At 31.4% G+C, this 12,732-nt stretch carries 12 protein-coding genes and 1 tRNA gene; 9 read left to right on the forward strand and 4 right to left on the reverse strand.

Going from position 1 to position 12,732, the window contains the following annotated elements:
• Window positions 1–3: 3 nt before the first annotated feature.
• A complete protein-coding gene (locus Q0975_RS13010) occupies window positions 4–546 on the reverse strand; it encodes an NAD(P)H-dependent oxidoreductase (protein WP_366888739.1) in 543 nt (180 codons plus the stop codon).
• 204 nt (window positions 547–750) lie between these two features.
• Here Q0975_RS13010 and Q0975_RS13015 point away from each other — a divergent pair, with 204 nt between their 5' ends.
• The 3 genes from Q0975_RS13015 to Q0975_RS13025 all read left to right on the forward strand — a co-directional run bounded on the left by Q0975_RS13015 (window position 751) and on the right by Q0975_RS13025 (window position 4,418).
• The gene (locus Q0975_RS13015; RefSeq protein ID WP_299437305.1) at window positions 751–1,797 is read left to right on the forward strand and encodes a helix-turn-helix transcriptional regulator; all 1,047 of its coding nucleotides are present in this window, start codon (window positions 751–753) and stop codon (window positions 1,795–1,797) included.
• A gap of 96 nt (window positions 1,798–1,893) precedes the next feature.
• On the forward strand, window positions 1,894–2,694 hold the full coding sequence (locus Q0975_RS13020) for a type 1 glutamine amidotransferase domain-containing protein (protein WP_299437307.1): 801 nt from the start codon (window positions 1,894–1,896) through the stop codon (window positions 2,692–2,694).
• A 14-nt stretch (window positions 2,695–2,708) separates the two neighbouring features.
• Window positions 2,709–4,418 (forward strand): serine hydrolase domain-containing protein, encoded by a 1,710-nt coding sequence (locus tag Q0975_RS13025; RefSeq protein WP_299437309.1) that lies wholly within the window; start codon window positions 2,709–2,711, stop codon window positions 4,416–4,418.
• A gap of 66 nt (window positions 4,419–4,484) precedes the next feature.
• Here the strand turns inward: Q0975_RS13025 and Q0975_RS13030 are convergent.
• The 3 genes from Q0975_RS13030 to Q0975_RS13040 form a co-directional block, all read right to left on the reverse strand.
• A tRNA-Pro gene (locus Q0975_RS13030) sits at window positions 4,485–4,559 on the reverse strand.
• Between the two features lie 133 nt (window positions 4,560–4,692).
• On the reverse strand, window positions 4,693–5,322 hold the full coding sequence (locus Q0975_RS13035; protein ID WP_299437311.1) for a hypothetical protein: 630 nt from the start codon (window positions 5,320–5,322) through the stop codon (window positions 4,693–4,695).
• Window positions 5,323–5,327: 5 nt separating this feature from the next.
• Window positions 5,328–5,945 (reverse strand): hypothetical protein, encoded by a 618-nt coding sequence (locus Q0975_RS13040; protein ID WP_299437313.1) that lies wholly within the window; start codon window positions 5,943–5,945, stop codon window positions 5,328–5,330.
• A 108-nt stretch (window positions 5,946–6,053) separates the two neighbouring features.
• Between Q0975_RS13040 and Q0975_RS13045 the strand changes: the two genes are divergently transcribed.
• From Q0975_RS13045 to udk, 6 genes are all read left to right on the forward strand, one after another.
• A complete protein-coding gene (locus tag Q0975_RS13045; protein WP_299437315.1) occupies window positions 6,054–8,336 on the forward strand; it encodes a TonB-dependent receptor in 2,283 nt (760 codons plus the stop codon).
• A gap of 44 nt (window positions 8,337–8,380) precedes the next feature.
• Window positions 8,381–9,502, forward strand: a complete 1,122-nt coding sequence (locus tag Q0975_RS13050) for a PQQ-dependent sugar dehydrogenase (protein WP_299437317.1) — start codon at window positions 8,381–8,383, stop codon at window positions 9,500–9,502.
• A 3-nt stretch (window positions 9,503–9,505) separates the two neighbouring features.
• Window positions 9,506–9,991, forward strand: coding sequence for a cytochrome c (locus tag Q0975_RS13055; RefSeq protein ID WP_299437319.1), 486 nt, complete (start codon window positions 9,506–9,508; stop codon window positions 9,989–9,991).
• A gap of 147 nt (window positions 9,992–10,138) precedes the next feature.
• Window positions 10,139–10,891: a hypothetical protein gene (locus tag Q0975_RS13060; protein WP_299437321.1), complete on the forward strand. Its 753-nt coding sequence runs from the start codon at window positions 10,139–10,141 to the stop codon at window positions 10,889–10,891.
• A 46-nt stretch (window positions 10,892–10,937) separates the two neighbouring features.
• A complete protein-coding gene (locus Q0975_RS13065) occupies window positions 10,938–12,023 on the forward strand; it encodes an anhydro-N-acetylmuramic acid kinase (RefSeq protein ID WP_299437323.1) in 1,086 nt (361 codons plus the stop codon).
• A gap of 89 nt (window positions 12,024–12,112) precedes the next feature.
• Window positions 12,113–12,721, forward strand: coding sequence for a uridine kinase (gene udk, locus Q0975_RS13070; RefSeq protein WP_299437325.1), 609 nt, complete (start codon window positions 12,113–12,115; stop codon window positions 12,719–12,721).
• Window positions 12,722–12,732 lie beyond the last annotated feature (11 nt).

Genomic DNA, 12,732 nt, shown 5'->3' on the forward strand with positions numbered 1-12,732 from the left:
TCGTTACTTAATTTGATGCGCAAAAGTACTTAGAACTTCCTTTAATCCCAATAAAAGTGTTTCATCTGTAACCTCATTTTTTTCTGCAGAAAAATTAGCATAAAACGATGGAAAGCTAAAGCTTTCTATAATCTCTCCTCCAAATCGAGGCAACATATTTTTTGCGTATTCCAGAGAGCCTATTCCCCCTCGTTGACCTGGTGAAGTACTCATTAATAATATTTTCTTTCCTTCAAGAAAATTTCTATCTAATCTAGATAACCAATCTATTACATTTTTAAAAAATGCACTCCAACCACCATTATGTTCATTCACTGAAATAATCAAAGCATCCGCTTCTGATATTTCTTGTTTTAATCCTAAAGTCATACCTGGAAATCCATTATCTTTCTCCTCATCTTCACTATACATAGGCATAGGATAATTAACAAGTTTCAGATTTTTTACCGTATGATCCGTAATTTCTGAAGCAACATATTCTACAAGTTTTTGATTAATCGAAGTACTACTATTAGAACCAGCAAAAGCAAGAATTTTTTTCATCATCAATTGAGTTTAAAGCCAAAAGTAACTAAAATCGAAACAGCTACAAAAAACATCAATTTATTGATTATCATATGTACTGAATTCTAACTATATAGTTTATTAAAAATTTTAATTCTAGCTAAAAATAATACTTTACTATATCCTAGAGCATAAAAATATGCTCATCATTTTTTATATTTGAAACATAACTTCAATATATCTTTTATGGATGTACAATCTCAATTATTATTCTTTTTCAGTGCTCTTGGAGCATTTAATGGAATAATAGTAGGATTGTTTTTTCTTTTTTATGTAAAACCTTCTCATAAGAGTCATGTATTTCTTGGTTTATTACTACTTGCCTTAAGTATCCGTATTGGTAAATCTGTATTTTTTTATTTTAACGATGATTTAGCCGATATATATATTCAAATAGGATTATTTGCATGTTGGTTTATTGGTCCACTACTGTATTTTTATGTCAAAACTGCACTAGAAGTTATTGATTCCTTAAGCAAAAAACTAAAACTCCATTTTGTCATCTTAACTCTCATTGCACTCATCCTATTTTTAGTTTTTCCAAGAAGTACTTATGAAAAAACCTGGGTAACGGTATTTATTTATTTTATCTATGCTCAATGGGCAGTTTATGTAATAGCCACTGGACAAATAATTTATAAAAATTATAGAAAGATCAAGCAAGTTAAAAAAGGAGCGGCAACGTTTAGGTTATGGTTTTTAAGTATTTATATTGGTAATGCCATAATTTGCATTGCATTCATTACTGGAAATTACACATCTTATATAGTAGGAGCATTATCCTTTTCGTTTGTTTTCTATTTACTTGTTTTGTTGCTACTGTTCACAAAAAAAAGGAACGAACTTATCTTTTTAAACCCACCTCGATACCGTGAAAAGCGAATTGATGAAGATAAAGCTAAATTGCTTATCAGTAATCTTGAAAAATTAATAACAGAAAACGAATTGTATAAAAATTCGGACATCACTTTATCCAAAATTGCAAAAAAACTGAACATACTTCCCAATAAATTGTCACTGCTACTAAACGACAATATGAAAATAAGTTTCTCTGACTACTTAAATGGAAAACGTATAGAAGCTGCGAAAAAAATGATCCATAGTAAGCTTAATTATTCTTTTGAAGCTATAGGTTATGACTGTGGATTTAATTCAAAATCTGCTTTTTATGTTGCCTTCAAAAAACATACAGGCACCACACCTTTAAAATATAGTAAGTCGATTATTGACTAACGATTTATATTCCTGATTAATAATTCAACACTCCTGATTTATTACCTAAAATCTTTTTAAGGCATACAAAGTGTACCATTGTATAAAGTTTTAATCATGAAAAAAATTGTACAATGTATTCTTACTATTATTATAATGAGTTGCCAAGCCCCTTCTGATAAAAAAGAAAATACTGAAGCAATAATTACTGAAAAATTATCAAACAAAAAACGAATATTATTTGTTACAAGTAATGCTCATTATTATGGAGATTCAGATATTGAATCTACGAATCACTTTCCCGAAATAATTTTTGCTTATGAAGAATTTATAAAGGAAGAATTTCTGGTCGATTTTGTAAGTCCAAAAGGAGGAGAAATAGCTGTAGGGTACATATATAGTTCTGATGCTATCACCAAAAAGTATTTGTATGATGCTGACTTCATGAATAAATTACAGCATACCAAATCTCCTAATCAAATAGATTATCAGAAGTACGCTGCTGTCTATTACACTGGTGGTGGAAGTGCCATGTTCACAGTACCTGAATCCAAGGAAATTCAGAAAATTTCGATGGATATCTACGAAAAAAATAAAGGCATAATATCCTCTATCTGTCATGGTACCGCTGGTATTACCAGTCTCAAGAAAGAAGATGGAACTTTTCTAATTTCTAACAAAAAAATAACTGGATTCCCAGATGCTTTTGAAGATACGAAAGCAAACTATTATCAAGAATTCCCATTTTCTATTCAAGAAAAAGTCATTGAAAATGGAGGGGATTTTAAATTCTCTAAAGATGGATGGGATAATTATTATTTACAGGACGGCAGAATAGTTACGGGACAAGATCCTACAAGTGCTACAATTGTGGCAAAAAAAGTTATCGAAATGATACATAACCAAAATATAAATTAAACATCAAATTTACCATGAGAATACTAAAATTAGTATGTAGTTTCATCCTACTATTAACATTTGAAACCTATGCTCAGCATCAATCTGCTATTCCCCAAGATATAGAGAAAACGATAGATAGTTTATTTAATCCATGGAAGCAACCAAACAGTCCAGGAGTCTCTTTTGCAATCATAAAGGATGGAAAAGTAATTTCTAAAAAAAATTATGGTCTCTCCGATATCGAAAATAAAACACCCATCACATCGCAGACTCGTTTTAATTTAGGACAGAGCTCAGCTCATTATACAGCGTACGCACTTCTGAAGTTAGTTACAGAAGGTAAACTCTCTTTGGGTGATGATGTTCGTAAACATATAAAAGAACTTCAAAGTATAAAACAAGTCATAACCGTAAAGGATCTATTATATGGTGCCAGTGGAATTTATGATTATCAAGCTCTTAAATCAATTTGCGGGTGGGATTATACAGAGAATTTTTCTCAAAAAGATATTTTACGATTAGTAGCATTACAAAAAAAATTGGCTTTTAATCCTGGTACTGACTACTCAGAAGCTGATATTAATTTTGCTTTACTAGCAGAATTAATAGGAAATGTGAGCGGTAAGTCCTTTAAAAATTATATGGAAGAAGATATTTTTAAACCTATAGGAATGACGAATACATTCATCAGGACTAATCTAACCACAATGCATCAAAATGTAGCACACTCTTATAGATCAGAAGATGATAAAACTATTCTTAATAATTCAGGAAATACTGTATTAGGAATTAACAATATGTATTCCTCAATAGATGATTTGATCTTATGGGAATATCATATAAACAGCGCTTCTGGGAATGACCAAAAAATTGTCCAACAAATGAATGGTATAATAAAATTAAACGACGGGAGAACAAATAGTACTAGTTCTGGTGAGCTTACTTTAGGGCAATTATATGGCCATAAAGAAAGAGGTTTATTTTCTACCTATATCTTGGGAAGCGGTAGTGGACATGATAGTTCTATTTTTAAATTTCCTACTCAAAACTATACGGCTATTGCTTTAAGTAATAATGGAGATGGATACAATGGTTACTTAGGAGTAATCGCTGCGCATAATATTCTTGAAGAACATTTTACAGAACCCGAAACAACGAATTTTAATACCCTAAAAACAAAATCATTATCAAAGAAACAACTTCAAAAATTTGAAGGGCATTATTGGGATCAATTAGGAGAATTAAGCAGAGACATTAAAGTAATCAATGATACCTTACGGTATGTAAGAACCAATGGCAATACCAATGCTTTAATCCCGCTAGAAAACAACAAATTTCAAATGAAAGTTCAATTTGATGATAAAATTTATATCGAATTTCCTGAAGACGAAACTGATGTTATGGAGTTTCAATATCTAGGAGCAGAACCGATTCGATTTGAAAAATATATCCTGAAAGCTTATAACACACAAGAAATTAGTAATCTCTTTGGTGGAGTTTATATTAACCATGAATATAACATTATGTATAGCGCGATGGCGGATAATAACAAACTAAAGCTAAGCAATGTAAAGAATGGAGATATCAGCTTTACTCCTATCACATCAATACTGTTTTCTGGCGATAGTTGGTTTTTAAGGAGTATTGAATTTACAAAAGATAAAAATCAAAAGATAAATGGATTCTATGTAAAAAACAACGCTATTAGGAATCTGTGGTTTGAAAAGGTCGTAGTCAATTAAGAAAGTTTTATCTCATTTTAATCTTAAATCAAAAAATCCAACCACTATAGTGATTGGATTTTTTTGTCGGGGTGGCAGGATTCGAACCTGCGACCTCCGCGTCCCAAACGCGGCGCGATAACCGGGCTACGCTACACCCCGATATGGTTATCCTTTTTGCGGGTGCAAATATAAGTAAACTCTTTTGTTAAATCCCAATGAATCTTAAAAACTATTTCATTTTATATGATTTACTTTTCTAAAACATATTTTGTTACCGTAATATTACTTCAAACTATGATTTTTTACGGCTTCTTTTTAAAACCTTTTTTAAGCTCAATGCTAATAAATAACTAGTCTGATCGTATGCTTGATTCACCCTACTTAAATCATTAAAAAGACCTTCTCCTAAAAACCCTCTTATTACTGGTGTTTCAGTAGCATATAATTCTTCATTAAGATTTTCCGTTTTCACAAATCTAATAGTAGTTTTTAGTTTAGCTCTTTGATATATTACACCACCATGATATCCCATATACATCCAATTAGTTTCTACAATAATTGTATAATTAGTATTGGATACATCACTAGTCAATTTTAAATCTGTATAATATTCCGCAGTTTCATTAAAAGCTGTAATAAAAGTATTTAGCCAATCTTCTTTTTTGGAAAGTTCATAAGCTTCTAACCAGCGTTTCCCACCATCAGGAGAAATTTTCTTATTCCAAGCTTCTTCTTTAATTTTTAAAAAATCTGTTTCTGGAATATGATCTCCGTCCATTCTAAAGCCTTCGGGAAAGGTAAACTTTACTCCTACCTTAGTCTCTCCTTTTAAAAATTGCAACTCTTTTTTATCAATTTTTATTCTTTGTCCAAAAGAAGATATACATATAAAGAAAAATAGCACAATTAGTTTTTTATTCATCTTTCTTACTTTACTATTCTTTTTAACTGAAGATTCAACAAATATCCCAGCTTTTTATAACACTCTCCAGTTCTAAGAATGGTTCCAAACTCTCCATAGGCATAATTGCCTATTATCTTTGGGGTAGTGGTGCTATACAAAATGGTTTTAGGGTCAGACTTCTTAATAAACTTTAAAGTAACTTCTAATTTTGCTTCTTCTCTAGCCACACTAGCTCCACCTCCATAACCAGGGTAAAGCCAATCCCCTTCTATAATCAAAAGATAATTTGTTTCATCATCAGAATTTGTAAATCTTAAATCACTATATTTCTTTAACTCGTTATTAATGCTAGATAGAAAATCATTCTGCCATGTTGTTTGTTTTGCAATTTTGTATGATTCCAGCCATTTAGCACCTTTAGAAGATTTCTTAGTATTTCGTCTTTCTTGCATATAAGCTATGAATTCTTGTTCGGACATTAGGTCTCTAAAAAAAGTCATATCCTTCGGAAATGTCAACTGTACATCAACCTTGGTCTCATTTTTTAAAAATTCCAGTTTTTTCTTATCGATTTTAATTCTTTGAGCAGAAGAAATTGTACTGGAAAAAACCAGAAAAAAGAAAATTGTTTTTCTAAACATTCGATAACATATTTAATTGATTTTATTTTTTGATCAGAATACAATTATAAGTTATTTTTAAGAACCAATACTCAATTAGTTTACGATATTTGAGCAAAACTCCACCTTTTGAGAAAAATAATAATATTCCTTTTATTTTCTATTACACACACAATTAATGCACAGTTTGAGATATCTGGATTAGTCATAGACAAGACAACATTAATTCCCATAAATAACGCTACCATATTAGATGTAAAAACCGGTAATAAAGTACTATCTAACAATCAAGGTACGTTTGAACTTCTAAGCAATGGAGTTATCGAAGTTTCTTATTCAGGCTATCTAACTCAAAAGATTATAACTCTTGAAAATCAATCCTTGACTATATCTCTTGTTCCAGAAATTAATCAATTACAAGAGGTATTTATAAATAATCAATCAATACCGTTACTGGAAAAATATGCAACCGATGCAGTCACTACCCTAAACAAACAAGAAATCAATCGTGGTAATACGATCGAATTGCACCCAATCCTAAATAAAGTCCCAGGAGTTTTTATGCAAAACGGGACGCTAAATACTAATCGAATTACTATTAGAGGTATTGGTGCAAGAAATTTATTCGGCACTGCAAATATCAGGACTTATTTTGGAGATATCCCATTAACTGATGGTAATGGAGAATCATCTATAGAAGATCTCGAATTAGCTTCCTTATCAAGAATTGATATTCATAAAGGACCTTCATCTAGTAGTTATGGTGTTGGTTTAGGAGGAACCATCATACTAAGGCCTGAATTTATAAATAATCAGACTATAGAGGCCTCCTTATCAAGCTCTTTAGGAAGTTATGGCTTACGAAGAAATGTTGCAAAAGTTGCCATCGGAGGACAAAAATCGGATCTTAATATCATCTACAGCAATAACCATTCTGAAGGATATCGAGATAATAACACTTACAATAGGAATACAGTCACAGTTACTTCTTCTATATATTCTGGAGAGAAAAACAACTTTTCTATTATTGCCAGTTATGTTGACCTTAAAGCTGGAATCCCTAGTTCTTTGGATCAAGAAGATTTTGATAACAATCCACAGCAAGCGGCTTTTACTTGGGGGCAATCCAAAGCATTTGAAGATGTTAACTATGGAATTGTAGGACTTTCCTGGAAACATGATTATAACACATCATTTTCGCAACATACCAGTATATTTACTTCTTTCAGGAATAATTACGAGCCAAGACCATTCAATATTTTAAAAGAAGAATCCAACACGATTGGAATTAGAAGTAGAATTGTTGGAACGACTACCTTATTCAAAAAAAAATGGAACTGGACAGCAGGTGGAGAATTATTTTTTGATTTTTACAATGGAAAAACTTTTGATAATTTATATGAAGATTTTCCAATAGGCACTGGTAGCGTTTTAGGAAACCAACTCTCAGATCTTGATGAAAAAAGAAATTATTATAATCTTTTTGCAGAAACCAACATAAAACTGAACAACAAACTTCAATTCAATTTTGGAATACATCTAAACCAGACATTTTTTGAAATTGACGATGAATTTTTAGATGATGGTAATGATAGTTCTGGAAGCTTTGATTTTGACCCAATTCTTTCTCCCAAAATTGGAGCAAACTATCAATTAAATAATAATTTCATTTTTTTCGGAAACATAGCACATGGTTTTTCTACTCCTACTACTTCAGAAACTTTATTACCAGATGGAGAATTCAATCCGAATATACGACCAGAAATTGGTTGGAATTATGAAATAGGTACTCGATACAACTTTTTAGAAGGTAAATTATATGGAGCTCTTTCTGCATATTCTTTAAGAGTTAAAGATTTACTAGTAGCCAGAAGAACTGAGGAAGACAACTTCTTTGCTATCAATGCAGGGAAAACGATTCATAATGGAATTGAAGGAACACTTAATTATAGACTTCTCCAAATGGATAAAGGTCAACTAAATGTATTTATCAATACAACCATCAATGACTATGAATTTGATAACTTTGTAGATCTGGATAACGATTTTTCTGGTAATGATCTTACAGGTGTTCCATCGCATATTATTAATGCAGGAATTGATTTTATTAAGAAAAAAGGAATCTACGGAAACCTTAATTTTCAAGCTATTAGTAAAATACCTGCAAATGATGAAAACACTGTTTTTAGTGATCATTATGAATTATTACACGGTAAAATAGGATACAAAAATAATCTTGGCAAACATGTTTCCTATGACGTCTATTTAGGAATTAATAATATTTTAGACACTAAATATGCCTCTCAGTTACAAATTAATGCTAGAGGGTTTGGTGGTAATGCTCCCAGATATTTTTACCCAGGATTACCTTTTAATATGTATGGAGGCATTAACATAAAATATAGATTATAAATAATTATTATTTGTACTTTTCAAAAGTAAAACCAATTATAGCTATGAAGAATTTTATATTTCTCAAACTATTAGTATTATGTACGCTACTTTCTTGCGCCCAAGAAAAGAAAAATGATATCCCAATAGCTCCTGACCCAAAAAATTATACTACGGAAATTGTGGTTCCGGATTTACAAATTCCATGGGGTATGGTTTGGCTTCCTGATGGAAGCATGCTTATTACAGAAAAAAGTGGTGAATTGATTCATTATAAAGATGGAGTCAAAACCCAAATTGGTAATGTCCCTGAAGTATATAATCGTAACCAAGGAGGATTACTGGATATAGAGCTACATCCTAACTATAGCAAAAATAGATGGTTATATATCACATATTCCTCTAGAGAAGGATCCGAAAAAGGAGGACATACCGCATTAATCAGAGCTAAACTCCAAAATAATCAATTAACTTCTATTGAAAAATTATACAAGGGAACTCCTAATACTACTCGTGGACACCATTTTGGTTCTAGAATAGAATTTGATAATGAAGGATATCTGTATTTTAGTATTGGAGATAGAGGAAACAGAGATGAAAATCCGCAAGATGTAACCAGAGATGGTGGAAAAGTTTATAGATTGAATGATGATGGAAGCATTCCTAGCGACAATCCTTTTGTAAGTAAAGCTGGAGCAAAAAAAGCGGTCTTTTCTTATGGACACAGAAACCCACAAGGAATGGCCATCAATCCTGTCGACGGAAAAATATGGGTACACGAACACGGTCCTAGAGGAGGTGATGAAATAAATGATATCAAAAAAGGAGTAAACTATGGGTGGCCAATTATTACGTATGGAATTAATTATAGTGGATCCTCAATTACGGATATAACCAGCAAAGAAGGAATGGAACAACCAATATATTACTGGATCCCTTCAATCGCTCCAAGTGGAATGGATTTTGTGACCAGTGACAAATATCCTGAATGGAAAAATGACTTGTTAGTAGGCTCTCTCAAGTTTCAATATTTAGAACTTATAGAGTTAGATGACAATAAAGTAGTCGGTAGAAAAAAAATAGTAGAAAATATTGGTCGAGTGCGCAACGTTCGGCAAGCTCCCGATGGATATATTTATGTTGCCGTAGAAAATAAAGGAATCGTAAAAATCATCCCTAATCCCTAATGAATGTTGGTTAAACTAAAGATAAGAAAACGTTTAAAACAAATACTGATTTTAGAAATCATTTCTATTCTGTTTTGTATTTCTATGTTAGCTAAACAAGGTACGTCTAATAACAATGGATATGTCACAAATGTCAAACTGGATTACCAAGAGACAGAACTATCTAAAAGTATTATACGGGGCGAGGAGATTTATGTTGATTTCTGCATGCAGTGTCATTTACCTGATGGAAAAGGAACCCCTAAAATTTTCCCTCCATTGGCTGGATCAGATTGGTTAGTAAATAAGCGCAAAGAGAGTATTCACTCGATAAAATATGGATTAAATGGCCCTATAAAAGTCAACGGAATTACTTATAATAGTGCTATGACACCTCTAGGGTTAGAAGATGAAGAGATAGTAGATGTTATGAATTATATTATGAATAGTTGGGGTAACAAACAAGAAAAAATAGTTACTATCGAAGAAGTGATTGCAGTAAAGAAATAACAGTAATTATAACTCATCTTTAAATCCTGTATTTTAAGAGTTAAAACATTTCATTGATTAAAAACATAACAATCTTAACATAATTTACGTTAAGATTTTTATAACTATTACAAAACATATTCAGAAAGTCTGTAGAAACCAAGATTTATGAAATCTCTATTATTTTTTGCCATCCTTTTCATAAGTTACTCTGGTTATAACCAACAAATAGATTATGAATCTCCTAATAGATATAGATTTAAGTACAGATCCATAGTATACAAAGGATCAAGAATGGACATAACGGCGCAGCTTAGAAAAATAAAAAATGGCCCTAAATTTTCTGGTATTCCAGAAGAAATACAAACTGGACTTAATGAACTTTTTATAGATGCTAAAAGTCAAGCATTCCCTAAAGTATATCGAAAAAAGGCAATTTTATTTCTTGATGCTTTATATAATTATGAGGAGTTCGTAATTATGTACAATGGTGCTCTTTATGAGGTTGTTGAAAAGTTAAAAAGAGATATGAAACGCATCGATTTCAAGCTTGAAAGGCAATATATTAAGTCTAAAACAGCAGTAGACCGCGTAAAAAAGAATGATTCGACGAATACAAAGGAAATAACTTTTTTAAATGAAGAACGACAGAAAAGTTTAATTAGATTGGCAAGTCATCGGTGGATGAAGAAAAAATTTGACGCATATAAAGGCATCAATATTGTCAAAAACCCAGATGAACTTATTACAGAATTTAAGAAAGCAGAAGCTTCATATATATTTTCCCTTTTTAACAAAAAAAGTGTTGATGAGATCAAAAAGTATCTTGAAAATGAAATTATAGATTTTTACTATAAAAAGGCAATTGTAGAAATTGACCCAGAAAAACTTGATCTTCAATACATCAATAAATATAACTAGATAAAAAGAATATTGTTAAAAATATTTTACTAGTTTGCATGAATAAATGTCAACTCTTCCTATAACATACAAGGTAATTGGATTAATGTCTGGAACTTCTTTAGATGGTTTAGATATTGCTTATTGTCAAATAGAAATACAACAAGGTTTATGGTCTTTTTCTATTCTTAAAACGAAAAACGTTGAATATAGCAAAGAACTTAAAAACAAGTTAAAGAACGCAGTAAATCTTGATGCTGTCAATCTACTTGCCTTTAACAACACTTATGGATCTTGGTTAGGCTTACAAGTAAAAAATTTTATAGACCAAAATAATCTTACAGTAGATTTCGTTTCAAGCCATGGTCACACGGTTTTTCATCAACCAGAAATCGGATTAACCTATCAGATAGGTTCTGGTCAACATATTGCTAATTCATGCAATCAAAAAGTGATTTGTGATTTTAGAACCAATGATGTCGCCCAAGGAGGACAAGGAGCTCCGTTAGTTCCAATTGGAGATCAACTGTTATTTAACAAGTACGGTTTTTGTCTTAATCTAGGAGGAATAAGTAATATTTCGTTCGACCTTAATGGTAAAAGAATAGCCTATGATATTTCTCCTGCCAATATGTTATTAAATCTTATTTGTGCTACCATACATGTTGAATATGATGATGGAGGACAGCTTGCCAGAACAGGAACATTAAACAATGAAATGCTAGCATCATTAAATAGACTAGCCTTTTATGAGGAACCCTATCCAAAATCACTAGGGTATGAATGGTTTGTAGAAAAGGTTATTCCAATTATTAAAAACACCGAGGATTCTGTTGAAAATTTATTACATACTTCAGTGTTACACATCACAGAACAAATTGCTAACGCAATAAAGAAAACTGACAAACAAAATTCATCTCTTTTGATAACTGGTGGTGGTGCTAAAAACGACTTTCTAATAGAAATTTTACAACAAAAACTTCAAAAATTCTCCAAAATCATTATACCCGACACCAGTATTATCGATTATAAAGAGGCTTTAATCTTTGCATTTATGGGAATATTAAAAGATAGGAATGAAATAAACTGTCTGAAATCAGTTACTGGTGCTAAAATAGATACTGCTTCTGGAGTTATTTATTATCCAAGTTAATATTTCTTTTTATTCTCACCATTAATAAAAAAAAGGCTATCACTCAAAAACTCGATAACTATTTCTAAATTTGCCAAAAACAATAGGGAATGCTTATTATTGGAATAGCTGGAGGAACTGGTTGTGGAAAAACAACTGTAGTAAAACAAATTGTAAATGAACTACCTGAAAATGAAGTATGCGTAATTTCACAGGATTCATATTATAAAGACACTAGTCATCTTCGATATGAAGAAAGAACTAGAATTAACTTTGACCACCCACAATCCATCGATTTTGAATTATTAGGAGTACACCTAGATGCATTAAGAAAGGGAGAAACTATTGAGCAGCCTGTATATTCGTTTGTAGAACACAATCGAACAAAAGAAACGGTAAAGACTGAACCTAGTAAGGTAATTATTGTAGAAGGAATTTTGATTCTTACGAATCCCCAAATTCGAGATATGTTTGACATAAAAATATATGTACAAACAGATAGTGATGAACGTCTAATAAGACGATTAAAACGTGATATTGCGGAAAGAGGTCGAGATATGGAGGAAGTTTTAGACCGTTACCAAAATACTTTAAAACCTATGCATCAGCAATTTATTGACCCAACCAAGGAGTTTGCCGATTTAATTATTCCGAATAATAATTATAACAACGTAGCTATTGATATTGTTCGTACTATAGTAAAAGAACGCTTGAATTAACTTTTGTACCT

Source organism: uncultured Aquimarina sp., from assembly GCF_947500065.1.
Lineage (GTDB): Bacteria > Bacteroidota > Bacteroidia > Flavobacteriales > Flavobacteriaceae > Aquimarina.

What these genes read in the sequence shown, in the direction of transcription:
- Q0975_RS13040 (WP_299437313.1), bottom strand. Translation starts at nt 5,945, where the DNA reads ATGTTTAGAAAAACAATTTTCTTTTTTCTGGTTTTTTCCAGTACAATT.
- udk (WP_299437325.1), top strand. Translation starts at nt 12,113, where the DNA reads ATGCTTATTATTGGAATAGCTGGAGGAACTGGTTGTGGAAAAACAACT.
- Q0975_RS13015 (WP_299437305.1), top strand. Translation starts at nt 751, where the DNA reads ATGGATGTACAATCTCAATTATTATTCTTTTTCAGTGCTCTTGGAGCA.
- Q0975_RS13050 (WP_299437317.1), top strand. Translation starts at nt 8,381, where the DNA reads ATGAAGAATTTTATATTTCTCAAACTATTAGTATTATGTACGCTACTT.
- Q0975_RS13055 (WP_299437319.1), top strand. Translation starts at nt 9,506, where the DNA reads ATGTTGGTTAAACTAAAGATAAGAAAACGTTTAAAACAAATACTGATT.
- Q0975_RS13035 (WP_299437311.1), bottom strand. Translation starts at nt 5,322, where the DNA reads ATGAATAAAAAACTAATTGTGCTATTTTTCTTTATATGTATATCTTCT.
- Q0975_RS13010 (WP_366888739.1), bottom strand. Translation starts at nt 546, where the DNA reads ATGATGAAAAAAATTCTTGCTTTTGCTGGTTCTAATAGTAGTACTTCG.
- Q0975_RS13020 (WP_299437307.1), top strand. Translation starts at nt 1,894, where the DNA reads ATGAAAAAAATTGTACAATGTATTCTTACTATTATTATAATGAGTTGC.
- Q0975_RS13065 (WP_299437323.1), top strand. Translation starts at nt 10,938, where the DNA reads ATGTCAACTCTTCCTATAACATACAAGGTAATTGGATTAATGTCTGGA.
- Q0975_RS13060 (WP_299437321.1), top strand. Translation starts at nt 10,139, where the DNA reads ATGAAATCTCTATTATTTTTTGCCATCCTTTTCATAAGTTACTCTGGT.
- Q0975_RS13025 (WP_299437309.1), top strand. Translation starts at nt 2,709, where the DNA reads ATGAGAATACTAAAATTAGTATGTAGTTTCATCCTACTATTAACATTT.